The sequence below is a fragment of the Microbulbifer mixtoriginis (SeqCode) genome, from assembly GCF_052466765.1.
In genome coordinates, this window is the sequence record NZ_CP174289.1 from 4,291,760 (window position 1) to 4,306,737 (window position 14,978).

Here is a 14,978-nt window from a genome sequence, read left to right on the forward strand (position 1 = left end):
TTCTAGTACCCTTTATTTACTTTTCTGTGCAGTACTTAATATATTTTCCACTGAACCCTTTTTTAAGCGAGGATCTTGATAAATTTAGAGAGCACGCAACTCTTGAGGTTTACAAAAGTATTATGATATGAAACCTCTCTGTTTGGATGGTCTCCAACTAGAGAGGACGTATACAGAACTTTGAGCAATCTCGGATATGTTCAATTCCAAGTGGGAAAATCAATAGGTAGTAAAGAAAGGTGGGCGATCTAGTTGGGAGAGAAATCACCAGTAACTGCGGAATTCGAATCTCAAAGTGTCTTGGCTGGGTGCCTGACATATTCAGTACTATCTCGTTGTCGATATAGAGTGCGATGTGGTGGTGATTGCCCATTACTGCATAGGCAGCGATATCTAGCGCAAATTTTCCAGCTGGTTTATGCATTTGAAAATCAATCCACAAGCGGAAATATTTGTAGTCTCAATATTCTAAAGACCTAATTTATGAAAGTTGTAGTGGTAGTTATGATATTGATAGTCGGTGTTGTCTATTTTTCCAGGCCGGAAAAAGCAAGTGAGTTACTTGCTGAATACTGCAGAGCTTCCTATCCGGATAGGTCATTAGAGAATTGCAGACAGCAAATAACGACCCCTAAAATAAGGTGTGATATTCTGAAAGGTACCCTGGAGGAAGGTGATGTGTGTGTAAGGTGGAGTCCGCCAAAAGGTTCTCGGCGGCCTCTTGATAACGATATCAATTTATAAACTAAAGATTTGAGAGGTTTCACTGATTGTAGTCACGTATAATAAAGCTGATACTTGATGCATTAATTAAGTTGGTTAAAACTAAACTCACTTGAAACTAGTATTCAATACGAGCAACTTCCACGATCTTTTCTCTCAACCATTTATTTGCCGGATCATCCTTATTTTTTAAGTTCCAATAGGCTTTCATAGAGTATTGGGGGAGGGTGACAGGTGGAGTAAAATGCACAATATTGAATTTTCCGGCAATAGACTGGATAAATTTTCTTGGTGCGGTGAGGATTCCGTCACTGCATTCTACGATGTAGGGCGCACTGGAAAAATTCGCTACTTTAAATTGAACATTTCTGGATAAGCCAATTTCTTCTAGTGCCTTGTCAACTGTTCCGCGGTTATCTCTCCCCGTGCCTGCCATAATATGCGGATATTGACAAAAACTATGAACATTTTTCTTGTCTTTCAAAAATGGATGGTTATTTCTTACCGCTGAGACAAAAGAGTCTTTATACAAGGTTTTTACTATCAGGCTTGGATGACTTGATTCCATAACACTGATAGAAAGATCCGCCTCACCACTCTCAATTTGGTTGGCGATCCTGTGCTTATCTAACTTTATAAAAATAACCTGAACTCTCGGAGCGTCTTTTTGCAGTAATGCTATTAGGGGGGGAGCGATACTTTGCTCCACCAGGTCGCTCGTCGCGATATAAAAAGTGCGTTGCGTACTTTCAGGATTGAATTCTTCTTGATTTAATATATTCCGCTCAAAATCACTTAGCCAGCGACTTAACGGTGTTTGTAGGGACTCAGCCCTTGGAGTCAGTACCAGTTGATTGCCTTGCCTGATGACTAGTGAGTCATCAAAGCTGTGGCGGAGTTTCTTCAGCGTATGGCTTACCGCAGACTGCGTTAGCCCTGCACGCTCACCAGCCCGGGTCAGGTTTCGGGTCTCAAATATAATCTGCAGAAGCCTTAGTTGGTTCAGCTCAATGTCCGAAATATTGCCCATTCTAACCAGTCTCAGCCATTAGTTATGCTCATGCCTATATTAGGTTAATTAATTTCAGTAATGAAGCCTGGGGTCCTATTCTGCCGCCACTTCAATTGATTCAACCCTAATTTCGAGGAAGTGATTATGAACTTGAAGAAACTGCTTGCGATGGCAGCATTACTAGTCAGCCCACTGGCAGTGGCAGATAACGTTCTGGTTGTGATGTCAGACGTGTCAGAAATGAAGCTGAAGGGTGGTAGTGACTACAAAACAGGCTTCTATTTGAATGAGCTTATGGAGCCGGTCAAATTGATGATGGAAGCTGGCCACACAATAACATTCGCTACCCCGATGGGGCTGGCGCCGACATTGGACCCGGTCTCAGACACGCCTGACCATTTCTTAGATACTAGTCAAGAAAACTACAATGCCCATAAAGCGTTACTCAACCAGCTAATGCTGACTGACAAAGATCACAGCCCAGTAGTTAGCTTTGCTCGCATTGAGCAAATCGGTATAGAGAATTTTGATGCGCTGTTTGTACCTGGGGGGCATGCACCTTTAGGTGACCTGGTATCCAATGATCAATTGGGCAGCTTCTTACGTCATTTTAACGCTGAGTCCAAGCCTACCGGTTTAGTGTGTCATGGCCCAGTTGCGCTGTTGTCCGCTTTGCCTAACAGCTCTGAATTTGAAACCCAAATGATAGCCGGTAAGAAAGCGAAAGCTGCCAAGGGCTGGGTATATGACGGTTACAAAATGACCTCTTTTAGTAACTCAGAAGAAGCTGTAGCTACTCAATACTACTTAGGTGGTGATGAGCTGTTCTACTGGCCTCAAAATGCACTCACCAATGCCGGTGGTAATTACTCCCGTAGCAAAGAAGATTGGCAGCCGCATGTAGTTGTTGATCGTGAACTGGTAACAGGCCAGAACAACAAATCCTCCATTGCTGTTGCTCAAGAGCTTCTAAAATTGATGAAATAGTCGTCTATCCTAGTAGCAGGCTTCTTCAGGCAAAACTCCATTGAGAGTCCCAAGGCTGTAAAGAATGATTTCGGTAAAAAGCCTATGCCTGAAGGAGCAGTATTAATACCGTATTCCACAAACTCTAATTTATGTCTTTGACGATAATCCAGGAATCCCAATGAGCACATCTACTATCTTTCAGCCGAATAATGTTGCAGTTATTACTGGTGGTGCCAGCGGAATAGGTTTTGCGGCAGCAAAGGCCCTATCAAAAAGAGGGATGAAGATTTGTTTAGCAGATGTTAACAAAGAAAAACTGGAAGAAGCTAAGCGCGCTCTACCAAATGATACTTTAATAGTAGAAACCGATGTGAGTGATTTTAGCTCGGTACTAGCGCTCAAAGATCAAGTTAAACAAGAATTCGGTCGTATCGACTTTCTTTTTAATAACGCAGGAACTGCTGTTAAAAATGGAAGTTGGGAGAATTTAGATGGTTGGAATAAGATTATCAACACAAACCTTTGGGGTGTGATTCATTGTATTCATGCATTTGCCCCCGAAATGATCAGTCAAAATAGCCCATCTGTTATCGTTACGACCGGATCTAAGCAGGGAATTACAACTCCACCGGGAAATCCGGCTTACAACGTCAGTAAGGCTGCGGTAAAAGCTACTGCGGAGGCGTTACAGCACTCTATTCGAAATACACCTGGAAGCCAGGTCTCATCTCACTTGTTAATTCCTGGTTTCACTTACACGGGTATGATTGGTAGCCCTAGTAAACCAGATGGCGCATGGACTGCGGATCAAGTGGTCGATTTTATGCTGGAGAGCGTCGAGCGTGGTGATTTTTACATTCTTTGCCCGGATAATGACGTAGATCGTGAAACTGATGTTAAACGCATGAGCTGGGCGATAGGGGATATTATTAACAATCGTCCGCCACTCTCTCGTTGGCATCCCGACTACCGTGAGGCATTTGAGGCGGAGATGGGTAAACAATGAGAATACATTTTTCCTTGTGGAAAAAATAACTAGAGTTATCTAAATGGTGTGCAGGTAGGGCTTAACTCAATTTTGTAATTGTTTAAGTTCTATACCTGTATGGTGCTAGATGACAGTTTTTAAGGTCTTAATTCCTTAGACTGCTTATTCAAAATATCTTATGGCTTTTTATTCTGTACGTTGTGTTTAGCTATTTTTCCACTAAAAACTAGATGCAAAATCTGATAGATAACCAGTGCGGATCTTAGTGCTGAAGGCCTTTGCTCTTAATTTTTTTCAAAACCCCCTGATTGAATATCTGATCAATAGGGGTGGCTTATGAAGCCTTTTGCGTACTGGTTTTGTGGCTATTATTTTTATTCATTGCTATATGCATTAAATCAATTTCATTAATGCACGTGCAAGTCTTAATCTTTACACCAGTTGATGTGATGCAAAATTTAAGGAGACAATCATGACTCAAACAGCGCTTATTACTGGTTCAAATAGTGGTTTTGGTTATCTAATTGCCAATACACTTGCAAATAATGGCTACAAAGTCATCGGCACCATGCGAGACCCAAGTGGCCGCAATGCTTCTGTAGCTAATGAGCTTATTACTAAAGGTATCGTTGTCGTCGATATTGATGTAACCGATGATGAGAGCGTCGCCAAGGGTATTGCTCAAGCAACTAAAGAAGTCGGCCCAATTGATATCTTAATTAATAACGCGGGAGTCGGTACGCTCGGGTGGCAGGAAAGCTTTACCATCGAGGACTTTAAAAAGGTTTTTGATATCAATGTTTTTGGCGTTCAACGTTTAATACGTGCAGTGTTGCCGCAGATGAAACAGCGCAGCAGTGGAACTCTTATTCAGATATCAAGCATTTTAGGTAAGTTCGTATTACCTTTCCTTGGTTCTTATAATGCCACCAAACATGCGGTAGAAGGAATGGCAGAGAATTATCGCGTAGAGCTGGCGCAATTTGGTATTCAATCTTTGATTGTTCAACCCGGCGGATTTGGAACCGATTTTGGCTCAAACCTGTTAAGAGCAAGTGACAAAGAAGTGGCTGCGAGTTATGGTGAATATGCATATGCCCCGGAGCAAATGTGGGCTGGTACAGAGAAGGGCCATGAATCAGAGAATGCCCCCAGCCCACAATTGGTTGCAGATGCGGTTCTGAACTTACTGAATACAGAGCCTTCAAGTCGACCGTTTCGAACAACTGTTGATGGTACAGGATTGAACCCTACGATAGAAAAGATCAATCAAGTTACCGAAGAGGCAATGCAGGAAATATATTCAGCATACGAAATGGGTAATTTATTCCAGCTTAAAAAGTACTAAACGGCTTATGATATTAGTGGGCACTCTGCATACTTTCACAGGTATAAAGGTGCCTTTTTGTAAATGTACCTATCAAAAATTCTTGAGTACGTTTTTTTGATTGGCCCGAAAGTAACATTTTCTCAATGGAAGTTAACTATAGTTAGTATATGGAGCATGAGGGAGAGGGATAATATAGACGCTTATATTGCGAAGTTTTCAGAGCCATACCCATATAGAGAATTTTAGGCCCTTAGTGGGCCTTTCCTATTGGAGACGTAGGCTCTCAGCCACTTCGGTTTATCAATTTTCTTTCCTCTTGAATGCGTATATAAATTTCTTCACGATGCACAGGTAGGAATTTGGGGGCATGTATTCCTATCTTTACTTGATTACCCTTAACCTCCAATACTGTGATAGAGACATTTGTTCCAATTCTTAGATTTTCGCCAGTCCGGCGTTTTAAGATCAACATTTTCTTTTCCTACTGATATGCAAGTTATGGCTAGGCATTCCGTAATGGGAAGGCGGCTTGAAGGGCGGTGTTTGCAGGAAATTTGAGGTGGAGCACGGGAACGGTAGGCATAGAAGAAGAAAAGGCGGGCGCAACGCTCCCAGAGCTTGGGGAATCGCTCCAAGCTGCTGAATGTACTCCACTTTATTGAAGACGAGCGGGTTTCTAGCGTACTATGCATATAGCCATCTTGATAGTCTGTGTATCAATTTGGTCAGCTGGCCCCTGGTGTTCCCGCACCATGGGTCAGCGCCTTTTACTTACTCTTATGTCACGCTACTGTTCTCCTATAAGTAAATGGATTATTTGGAAAGCTTTTCGGATTTTTAAACTTGAGCTATGTGCCGATTAAACTCGCACAGTGACAGCCAAAAATACCGATAAATATCTACCAATTCTACGCAGCTTTGACACTAAAACAAACTTAATAAAATCCAATAAGATTATTTTTGTGCCTATATTTCGTTCTTTTTCCTCTAGATATATCTGATTTTTCTCTCAAGAAACGCAAGCTAAATTCGCATTCTTTATAGATTCTTGTGTTTTAACTAGCTGCTAATAATTTCCTCATTGCGAGCAGCCTGAATGACTTAGAATTTGTCTGTATGAATGGGCACGCTAAAGAGTGACTAGTTATTCATTTAAGAGCTAATGTGAGGAATCAGATTGTTCCTGTTATCTCTGTATAGCGGTCTAAGGTAGTTAAGCGCTCAGTGTTCGTACAAACCCCTTATATTGAACAACAGTCATTATGGAAGGTGGTGCTATACCCTGTTAGCCTCCATTGCATTACAAATCGGGGATGGTAAGGAATATGCAGGAGTCAGATGTTGCCAATCGGTTGATAGAAGCGGCACGAGAGTGCTTTTTGAACGATGAGTATCACCGGGTTACCACTCGCCAAATTGCTGCCAAGGCGGGGGTGGCGGTATCAATGATTCGATATTACTTCGGCAGTAAGGATGGCTTATACGAAGATATGATTCGTCAAACCTTACTCCCCCTGATTAATGCTGTTGAGCAGCTGAGCCTCGATGGCGACTGGGATTTTGGTGACTTCTTCGACCTCTACTATGCCACAATGCAGGAGAATCCCAAGTTTCCAGCCCTAATCTTGAAAGTTATGGCGCTTAACGAGGGGCCAGGAAAGAATGTTATTCGCCAACTCTTAGAGCGGGGGCGCCAACGGGGGACCAGGAGATTGGCGGAAATTCAGGGCGCTGAACCTTCGGGCGCTGGCACTGAATATGATTTGCTCAGGATTGCGTTTGTCAGTCTTGCCATGTTGCCCATGCTGGCCAAGCCAGTTCTTGAGGAGCAAATGGGCCAGGAAATGGGGCCTGAGTTTTTAAAGCAGCTTGCCGATTTTAATGGCCGAATCCTAAAGGCCGGTTTACAAAATATGTAACCTTTCAAGTCTCTGTTTGTAATAACAGAGATGTTTATTTTATTGGATATTTTTATCAGACATTTTTTTCTGAGGAGTTCTTATGCCCGGGTCTATGCAAAAAAATAGAGTCTCTAATTGGATATTTCAGAGGGTTTCCAATGCGGTTTATAGTTTGTGTAATATCCCAAATCGCCTGATCCCGGTTCCCTTTCGTTTGATGCAAATAGGATCTTTATTTTGGCAATCTCGCTGTTTATACGCCGTTGCCTGTCTTAATGTTGCTGATCATATTGAAGATAAAGCCATTTCGATAGATAAGTTGGCGGATGCTTGCAAAGCCGATAAACAGTACCTCTATCGATTGATGAGAATGTTATGCGCAATGGGGATTTTTAAAGAAGAGGAACCAAAATGTTTTTCGCATAATAGAAATTCAAGAGCGCTTCGTACTAACGCCGACAACAGCGTAAAAAATATGATCCTGATGCATAATTCACCTGAATTTAGTAGGCCATGGTTTTCAAACTTTGAGGGGCATATCAAGGAGGGCAATGTGCCTTTTGAAGGTGTGTATGAAAAGGAGATGTTTGATTATATGAATGATCACCCGAAGGTTAGTGACCTATTTTCGGATGCAATGGATACTGTTGATCATCTTACCGGTTTACAATACCTGCAAGACTTTAACTGGAAGAATTTTGATCGAATTATTGATTTGGGCGGTGCAAAAGGCAGTAAAAGTGCCAGTATCCTTTCTTCGTACAAACACCTGACTGCAGTTGTTGTTGACAGGAGCAATGTAGAATCGACTGCGCGAGAGTATTGGCATAGTCACCTCGGTGATGATGTTAGGAAACGATTAGATTTTTATCCTACTGATATCCTAAATGACCCACTTCCAGATGCAGTAAGTGATAAGGACATCTATTTGTGTGTGGCTATTTTTCACTTGCTGAATGATACCAGGGCTAAAGAGCTTTTAATGAATATTCATCGGGCGATGGGTGAACGTAATACTACTTTAGCGATTGTTGATGCTGTACTGCCAGAGAAAGGGGCAGATCTCAATTTAGCGGCAATGGATATGCAGATGCTAATGGGAACAAAAGGGCGTGAACGAACGGTCAGTGAATGGAATAAGTTATTTGCTCAGAGCCCTTTCTACTTGGTTGAGACTGTCAGTGTTCGGTCTTTCGCTAAAGTGATGGTTTTAAAGAAAAGAGAAGGGTTAAAGTGAGCTGCCAGTCATTGAGGCATCTCTAATGGGGTCTGAAGTTTCACTTCAGGCCATTCGACACCAATGCTGGTATCTGAAGTTCAATTTCCTTTGCTATGGCGAGAAGTGTTGAGTCTGCGCCGGGCACTCCATCCAGTTCCAGACCTACCGGTAAGCCATTATTGCCTCGCCCAATAGGAATGCTTATTCCGGGAGCACCGGTGACTGCTGCTGTGGCATTGTTGTGTATGAGTGTGTCCAGAGTTGGAAGTATTTTTCCGTTTAGTTCAAGTTGATTTGATGAAGTACTAATAGATTGAGCTTCGATCGGTGCTGTTGGGAATACAATCGCATCTAGTTGGTGCTGCTGGATGATTTTTAGGTAGTTGTCGCGTACTCCAGGCATCTTCTTTAAAGCGTTTTGATAGTCGGCATTTGATGGTGCCTTAGGGCCGAGTACTGACTCCTGATAGACAGCCTTTACATCATTACTTTTGATCATTGCAACCAACTCAGCCAGTTGGGTATTAGGCTGGTAGCTCGCCAGAAATTGGGTCATAGCGGTTTTCATTTGATGAAATCCGATAGGAAACCCAACATCAAGGACTGCGCTCACTAACGAGGATAAATCGATTTCTATTAGGGTGGTTCCCGCGGAGCTAAGGGAATGTAACGCAGCTTTAAAAGCTTGGTATACACCTGGTGAGAGATTATCAAATAACGGGTGGGCAAGCCCAAGGCGCAGCTGATTGAGTGGCTTTGCCTGGGGTAGGGCAGACCTGTTTAATATCTCAAACAGATAAGCAGTATCCTCTACATTGGCGGCCATGGGGCCAGGGGTATCAAACGCTGGTACAGAGGGCACTATTCCCTCGGTACTCAGGCAGCCAGTGGATGGTCGAAAGCCCACAATTCCTGTGAGGGCTGCTGGCAGCCTGATTGAACCGGCGGTATCTGTGCCCAGGCCTGCAGATACGATCCCGGCGGCAATGGCTACTGCTGTTCCCCCGGATGAACCACCTGGAAAGCAGGATTTATCCCAAGGATTCCTGACGGCACCATAGGCGGCGTTATTCGAGGTTACGCCGAAGGCGAGTTCGTGCAAATTGGTTTTGCCAATGACGATAGCTCCGGCCTTCTCTAGACTCTCAATTATTGGGGCAGAAGTCTTGGCCTGGAAGTTCATGCCAGGTGTGCCCACAGTCGTTTGAAAACCTCTCACATTGATATTGTCTTTGACAACGATAGGGATGCCAGCAAGAGGCCAGTTATTGCTGCTTTCTTTCAGCTCGTTATCAATGCGCTGTGCTTTCTGTAATGCGCCTTGCCTATCCAGGCAGATAAAAGCATCCAGATCTGAGTGGGCCACCGCATTATCGCAGGCCTCTTCAATTAAGGATGTCGCTGTGATCTTCCTTTTGCGGACCATTTCAGAGAGCTGGCGTATAGACGTTGTCATGGTTTGGTTTTTATGAAAATTTGAATCAATCTTAGTACATGTCAGTCATAATCCTGCACACTTAAGGTTATGAATTATGATAGGCAGCGTGTTTGGTTGCCATACATGATTAATCGTTAGGAAAAAACATCAGATTATTATAAGTATAGAATACATCAATCACGCTACTTCAGTAGTGTTTGATATAAGGTGTTAATCGTAATTAATATTAATCAGGATTAGTAAAACTAATTATGACTGTGCCATTGGAATATGAGAGAGCATCTGAAAAATTTTTTGAATATTTAGTTGATGCTCGAGATATAGCTGGGCTTTGGAGTACGCATGTTACCTATACAATGACACAGGGCGTTTTTCATGTGTTCCGCCGTCGAATTTCTACATCCGATGCTATTGCGTTTTCCAATGTCTTACCCGTTTGCCTGAGATCTTTGTTTGTGGCCGACTGGGATTTTAACGAAGAAAAGAAAGACTTTGATAGTGTTGAGGAAATGACCAGGGAGGTGCGGTTATTACGAGGAGAGCACAATTTTTCAACAGTTACAGCAATTAAAGATGTTGCTAAAGCTTTACGGAAACATGTGGATGAAGAGGTATTTGATGAGTTGCTTTTAAAGCTTCCGGATGGGGCCTTTGAATTTTGGCGGCCCTAAGCGGGTAGATGCTCATAAGGAGGGTGGGAAAGTCTATACACATTGAGTCCGCTTTACGGTTTGGTGAGATGTATGGATTTTTATTGCATTCAGAGGATATGACTACTGTATGACTATTGGATAAGGCGATGTAATTGCCAGAAGGACACAAAAGAGTAGAGTAAATTTTACGAGGAAGAAATAGCTAAAGTAGAGGGTGGCCACAAAGTAAAAAGTATAGAAATCCTGAAACAGGGAGAATGGTGGATTGGAAACAGTTGAGGAGTCTATGGAGGTTGATCCGTATTGTTATTGCTTCTTGAGCTTACCACCGCCCATAACTGAAAGCCTGCCTAAGAGGGTGGTATTTGTATATATTTTATACATGCAGTGAGCTGATTGCCGCCAGCAGAATAAGAATCAGGCAAAATTCACAAGGACGTCAGGCGCTATATAGCCAAGTTGATTACAGTGATTGCCAGTTACCCCCTGATCAAATAAGGATAAGTCATGAGGCATCGTTCTACTTCAGTCATTTTACTTTCCCTGCTAACTCTAAGTGGTACCAGCTATAGCAAGGATACCCTTGTAGTACTTGAGGGCCCTTACCTTGGACAGAAGCCACCTGGGCTGACTCCACAACTGTTCGCCCCTAAGCCTTCGAAAGAGTATCGTGACTGGGGCGGTTACTTCACGCCCGATATGAAAGAGTACTACGTTACAAGAAGATATCACCAAAGTGGCAAATCCTCGAAAGTTGTATTCAAGCTTGAGAATAATCGATGGCATGAGTCTGAAGTGGCCTGGGGCGGCTCCATCTCACCGGATGGTCAAACGATGTATGCTAGAAATCAATATAGAGAGCGTACCGCTAATGGTTGGTCAGAGCTTAAAAGTCTTGGCTCACAATTTGAAGACATTCGTATTATGCGCCTTACTGCTTCTGCGAAAGGAACCTTTGTATTTGATGAGGTAGGTCAAAACGGCGATGGAATTCTTCGCTATTCACGACTGTTAGATGGTAAGCGTGAAACGCCAAAGCCTTTTGGCCAACAGATAAACACGGGCAAGTGGACTGCTCACCCCTTTATTGCCCCTGATGAGTCTTACATCATCTGGGATAGTGAAAGAGAGGGCGGATATGGTGATAGCGACATGTATATCAGCTTTCGCCAGCAGGATGGCTCATGGGGTGAAGCTATTAACTTTGGTGATAAAATCAATACAGAGGGGGAAGATGGTGGTGGGTATGTAACACCAGATGGAAAATATCTTTTCTACTGTCGTCGTTGTACCCCCCCGAATTTTGAAATAATGTGGGTAGATGCGCAGTATATAGAGACTCTAAGGCCCAAATAAATTCTATAGTATTAAATCTAGAGTGACGCTCAAAGATAATAAATCTTCTGCGAGAGCTATCTATTTCTAGAGGTAAAGTATCCGGCCATTTAACTACGCAAGTCGAATGAAGATTGATTTTAATTTGGCTGCAAACTTAATTGACTTTCTTAGTACGGACAAGGCTAAATAATTACCATTCGATAATGGTCTTGAATTCTCTGGTTATGAAAGGATTGCAGAAGATTTAGAGGTTGATATATATTTTGCCCACCTATATTCATCCTGGGGAGGATTAACGAAAACACTAACGGCCTTATTCGACAGTATTTCCCAAAGGATGCCGACTTAAATAAAATAACAGACGAGTAGGTTCAATTTGTAATGGATCGTCTGAATAGTAAACCTAGAGAGAGCCGGGGTGACAGGTCACCGAATGAGTTATTTAAGGAACAGCAAGATGATCTACTACAGCATAAGGAATTGCAGTTATTAATTGAAATCAAGAAGTATTACTACAGGTAAATCCAAAGCTTTGTTCCAGAATGGGCTGCAATTGCTCATCAGGAATATATCCTCTGAGCCGGCGCAGTGGCTTGCCATTGGGTGCTATTAGAAAACTGAAGGGGGTGCCGGGAGTTTCACCCAGCACTTGCTGGAGTTTTCGATTCGCCTGGAACATGGGAAATTCCGGGCGCAATTTTCGATACTCAGCCAATAGTGCTTTGCGCGATCCGTTAATACCCAGGGCAAGTGGCTGGAACTGTTGTGAACACTTGTGTGTAAGCCGGTTGAGTGCTCGAACCTGACGAAAGCACCAGGAGCAGTCGGGTTCTACCAGTACCATCAGGCTTGGCTTGTCTTTGAAGTGCTGCAAGTTGATACGCTCAGGCCCGGCAAGGCTGCGCAATTCAAAATCGAATAGGGAAGTGGGAACTTCAGTCGCGCCAGTTGGCGCGAACAGAAGTGTGAGGAGTAAGAGCCAGGCTCGCATTACAGGTTCCAGTCGAAGCCCAGGTAGAATTCACGGCCGCGCAGGGGACCATAGATATAGGCTACGTCATAGGCACCACTGGCATCCCAGAACAGAGGGGTTTCCCCTTCCTCGACCTGGGTGTAATCCGTGAGATTGTTGCCGCCCAGGTACAGACTGAGGTTTTCACTCACATCAAAGGTCAATTTCATATCCAGTGTCCAATAGGCGTCTGCGTTTGTGCTCTTTAACGAGACGTCGCCCAATTGGTTAAAGCCCTCATAGCCAAATTCATCCAGGTCGCGGGCGCCTACCCAGGTGGCGCTAGCGTATAGCATCCAGTAATCGGCTTTGTAATCCAGATTGAATAGTGCACGTTGCTCCACAGGGGCAATGGCAAAGGACTCCCGGAAAACATCGTCGTAATTGTAGGTCTCCAGAGTGCTGCCAATAGATAGATTGTCGTTCAGCGCATAACTGAGAGTAATGTCGGCAGCGCCTACAGAGGCACTTTCCTGCATTTGGCTAAGCAGCGGTACCCCGTCCTCGGTTTCACTTAATGCCGCGAGGTTATCTACTTCGGTAAATGCCAATGACAGGGTACTGTTAAGGCGCTCCCCTTCGAAGCTCAGCGCATAAGTTGCAGATAGAGACTTCTCCAGACTTTCAATGTCGATGGCAAAGCCATCTCCGGCATCCAGGATGCCGTGATCCGTTTCGAAAAAGGATAGGGGGGCTCGGTAGCCTCGCCCCATCGCTACGCGAGAGGTCCATTGATCGTCGTGCAGGTAGCGCAAGTCTATACGTGGGGCCACCACAGTTTCATCGATTTCAGTACCGGGTTTTTGCTCGGCGACGAAATCGGCTTTGGCATTATCCAGGCGTATGGCTAGTGCCAACTCAAGATCTGGTGACACTGTCCAGGTATCCTGCAGGTAAAGGCCGGTAGTTTGGTAGTCGAAACTATCTTCGATGTAGTTGTCGCTTTCCGCCCCTGCAGCAGAGTCGGAGCGCATGGATTCATCGCGAAGGTCGACACCAAACGTCAGCATATGCTGGTCATTCAGGATCAGGTTGTTGCGCATGTCGAAGTAATTGAGCGTGTCGGTAGCGCTGTAGTCGAACCCCTCGTAAAAGGAGTCCTGTTTATGCTCAGACCAGGCAACTGTCAGCAAAGTGTTATAGGACTCGTTAAATTCGTGTAGCCAGCTGCCGGAAATTTCACTGCGGGTGGTGGCTATCCATTCAGTGGTTTCCCAGGGTTTACCGATATATTGCTGTCGCACATCGTCGTCGACAAATAAGTGGTCAGACTCCACACCATCGTATCCGTGCAAGACCGAACCAATGCTGTCTCCCTGGGGACCGCCAAAAATATTGGAGTCGATGTAGGCCGTGCGCAGGATCAGGTTGTCCCGTTCACCCAGGTCTTGCGAGAGACGCACCACGTAACTGGTATTTTCCTGTAAGGGCGCTTCGCTGGCGCCGTTATCATCGTTGTCCATCTGGTGATGTTTGTCATCCTGGATGACTAGCGATGTGCGGGTATGTTCATCATCGCTCAGATACCCTGCCATCAAGCCAAGAAAATAACTGTCGTTGTCCTCCATGGAGGCATTTATATTGACGCCAGTTTCTTCTATCTCCTTGGAAATCACATTGATGGTTCCGCCGATTGCTTCGGGTGCCAGCAGTGATGCGCCTGCACCGCGGGCCACTTCGATACGTGAGATGCCGGTGGTGGCCAGTGCATCTACCGCGTAGTAGCCAGCCATCATCGTGTGTAAGGGAACGCCGTCGGTGAGGATGGTGGAATGCTCCCCGCGCATACCATTCAGCATTACCCGCTTAACCCCGCACATAGAACACTCATTGGAAACCCTTACACCGGGGGATTTCTCAATGGCATCCGTCAGGTTTACCGCTTGTTGGGACTTGATCAGGCTTTCGTCTACGACTTCAGTCTTCTGTATGGCGTCTAAGAGGGCGCCGCGCTCATATAATCGCTGGCGGACACCTATCACTAGGGTCTCCTCCATTACAGCGTTTTGTCCGAAAGACGCGTCATTGGCAAAAGAGGCAGGGATTGCTGAGGAGAGGGCGATGGCAATCAAGCTTTTGCGAAACATGGGTGATTCCCCAGAAGTGAATTCATCTCACATGGTAATGATTCGCATTTGCGGTACAAGTGAGCAAAGGTGGTAGTTTTTTGCGACTTGAGGATTGGAGGGGGAGGGGCTATGACTAGTGCCGTTCAGGTAGCTCGTTGTTCAATAATTGAAAAATGGTCGAAATATCAGATAAAGCCATCAGTATGAATTACGATCTGCTGACTGGGTTGGCTGCTCAATTATTGAAAGCAAGAAGTAGATAATGATATTGCCATGTAAATCAAGAATTTTATTTTAATAAATACTCCCCACCTTATTAAGGGGGG

At 44.3% G+C, this 14,978-nt stretch carries 12 protein-coding genes and 1 pseudogene; 8 read left to right on the forward strand and 5 right to left on the reverse strand.

Annotated elements, in window-relative coordinates; genetic code table 11:
• Positions 1-841 precede the first annotated feature (841 nt).
• Positions 842-1,753 (reverse strand): LysR family transcriptional regulator, encoded by a 912-nt coding sequence (locus ACJJIV_RS18650; RefSeq protein ID WP_252082208.1) that lies wholly within the window; start codon positions 1,751-1,753, stop codon positions 842-844.
• 126 nt (positions 1,754-1,879) lie between these two features.
• Between ACJJIV_RS18650 and ACJJIV_RS18655 the strand changes: the two genes are divergently transcribed.
• The 3 genes from ACJJIV_RS18655 (at position 1,880) to ACJJIV_RS18665 (ending at position 5,040) form a co-directional block, all read left to right on the forward strand.
• Complete coding sequence (locus ACJJIV_RS18655) at positions 1,880-2,722, forward strand: type 1 glutamine amidotransferase domain-containing protein (protein ID WP_444889915.1); 843 nt, start codon at positions 1,880-1,882, stop codon at positions 2,720-2,722.
• A gap of 160 nt (positions 2,723-2,882) precedes the next feature.
• A complete protein-coding gene (locus tag ACJJIV_RS18660) occupies positions 2,883-3,710 on the forward strand; it encodes an SDR family NAD(P)-dependent oxidoreductase (protein ID WP_444889916.1) in 828 nt (275 codons plus the stop codon).
• Between the two features lie 454 nt (positions 3,711-4,164).
• Positions 4,165-5,040: an SDR family oxidoreductase gene (locus ACJJIV_RS18665; protein ID WP_444889917.1), complete on the forward strand. Its 876-nt coding sequence runs from the start codon at positions 4,165-4,167 to the stop codon at positions 5,038-5,040.
• 265 nt (positions 5,041-5,305) lie between these two features.
• Here ACJJIV_RS18665 and csrA read toward each other — a convergent pair whose 3' ends face one another.
• On the reverse strand, positions 5,306-5,494 hold the full coding sequence (csrA, locus tag ACJJIV_RS18670) for a carbon storage regulator CsrA (RefSeq protein ID WP_444886612.1): 189 nt from the start codon (positions 5,492-5,494) through the stop codon (positions 5,306-5,308).
• Positions 5,495-6,347: 853 nt separating this feature from the next.
• Here csrA and ACJJIV_RS18675 point away from each other — a divergent pair.
• Together ACJJIV_RS18675 and ACJJIV_RS18680 are read left to right on the forward strand one after the other, a co-directional pair.
• Positions 6,348-6,941, forward strand: a complete 594-nt coding sequence (locus tag ACJJIV_RS18675) for a TetR/AcrR family transcriptional regulator (protein WP_444889918.1) — start codon at positions 6,348-6,350, stop codon at positions 6,939-6,941.
• Between the two features lie 82 nt (positions 6,942-7,023).
• Complete coding sequence (locus ACJJIV_RS18680; RefSeq protein ID WP_444889919.1) at positions 7,024-8,160, forward strand: methyltransferase; 1,137 nt, start codon at positions 7,024-7,026, stop codon at positions 8,158-8,160.
• A gap of 40 nt (positions 8,161-8,200) precedes the next feature.
• Here ACJJIV_RS18680 and ACJJIV_RS18685 read toward each other — a convergent pair whose 3' ends face one another.
• On the reverse strand, positions 8,201-9,598 hold the full coding sequence (locus ACJJIV_RS18685) for an amidase family protein (protein ID WP_444889920.1): 1,398 nt from the start codon (positions 9,596-9,598) through the stop codon (positions 8,201-8,203).
• Positions 9,599-9,831: 233 nt separating this feature from the next.
• Here ACJJIV_RS18685 and ACJJIV_RS18690 point away from each other — a divergent pair, with 233 nt between their 5' ends.
• From ACJJIV_RS18690 to ACJJIV_RS18700, 3 genes and pseudogenes are all read left to right on the forward strand, one after another.
• Positions 9,832-10,251, forward strand: a complete 420-nt coding sequence (locus tag ACJJIV_RS18690) for a DUF2267 domain-containing protein (protein ID WP_444889921.1) — start codon at positions 9,832-9,834, stop codon at positions 10,249-10,251.
• A gap of 489 nt (positions 10,252-10,740) precedes the next feature.
• Complete coding sequence (locus ACJJIV_RS18695) at positions 10,741-11,589, forward strand: TolB-like translocation protein (RefSeq protein ID WP_444889922.1); 849 nt, start codon at positions 10,741-10,743, stop codon at positions 11,587-11,589.
• Between the two features lie 172 nt (positions 11,590-11,761).
• Positions 11,762-12,093 (forward strand): annotated as a pseudogene (locus tag ACJJIV_RS18700) (IS30 family transposase); the annotation flags it as partial.
• On the opposite strand, the gene ACJJIV_RS18705 reads toward ACJJIV_RS18700, so the two are convergent.
• Positions 12,071-12,562, reverse strand: coding sequence for a TlpA family protein disulfide reductase (locus ACJJIV_RS18705; protein ID WP_444889923.1), 492 nt, complete (start codon positions 12,560-12,562; stop codon positions 12,071-12,073). The pseudogene ACJJIV_RS18700 and the gene ACJJIV_RS18705 overlap by 23 nt on opposite strands.
• Positions 12,562-14,670: a TonB-dependent receptor plug domain-containing protein gene (locus ACJJIV_RS18710; RefSeq protein ID WP_444889924.1), complete on the reverse strand. Its 2,109-nt coding sequence runs from the start codon at positions 14,668-14,670 to the stop codon at positions 12,562-12,564. The genes ACJJIV_RS18705 and ACJJIV_RS18710 overlap by 1 nt, the downstream gene beginning before the upstream one ends.
• Positions 14,671-14,978 lie beyond the last annotated feature (308 nt).

Coding starts and splice junctions, on each gene's coding strand:
- ACJJIV_RS18660 (WP_444889916.1), top strand. CDS start 2,883: ATGAGCACATCTACTATCTTTCAGCCGAATAATGTTGCAGTTATTACT.
- ACJJIV_RS18690 (WP_444889921.1), top strand. CDS start 9,832: ATGACTGTGCCATTGGAATATGAGAGAGCATCTGAAAAATTTTTTGAA.
- ACJJIV_RS18675 (WP_444889918.1), top strand. CDS start 6,348: ATGCAGGAGTCAGATGTTGCCAATCGGTTGATAGAAGCGGCACGAGAG.
- csrA (WP_444886612.1), bottom strand. CDS start 5,494: ATGTTGATCTTAAAACGCCGGACTGGCGAAAATCTAAGAATTGGAACA.
- ACJJIV_RS18650 (WP_252082208.1), bottom strand. CDS start 1,753: ATGGGCAATATTTCGGACATTGAGCTGAACCAACTAAGGCTTCTGCAG.
- ACJJIV_RS18695 (WP_444889922.1), top strand. CDS start 10,741: ATGAGGCATCGTTCTACTTCAGTCATTTTACTTTCCCTGCTAACTCTA.
- ACJJIV_RS18705 (WP_444889923.1), bottom strand. CDS start 12,562: ATGCGAGCCTGGCTCTTACTCCTCACACTTCTGTTCGCGCCAACTGGC.
- ACJJIV_RS18655 (WP_444889915.1), top strand. CDS start 1,880: ATGAACTTGAAGAAACTGCTTGCGATGGCAGCATTACTAGTCAGCCCA.
- ACJJIV_RS18680 (WP_444889919.1), top strand. CDS start 7,024: ATGCCCGGGTCTATGCAAAAAAATAGAGTCTCTAATTGGATATTTCAG.
- ACJJIV_RS18685 (WP_444889920.1), bottom strand. CDS start 9,598: ATGACAACGTCTATACGCCAGCTCTCTGAAATGGTCCGCAAAAGGAAG.
- ACJJIV_RS18710 (WP_444889924.1), bottom strand. CDS start 14,670: ATGTTTCGCAAAAGCTTGATTGCCATCGCCCTCTCCTCAGCAATCCCT.
- ACJJIV_RS18665 (WP_444889917.1), top strand. CDS start 4,165: ATGACTCAAACAGCGCTTATTACTGGTTCAAATAGTGGTTTTGGTTAT.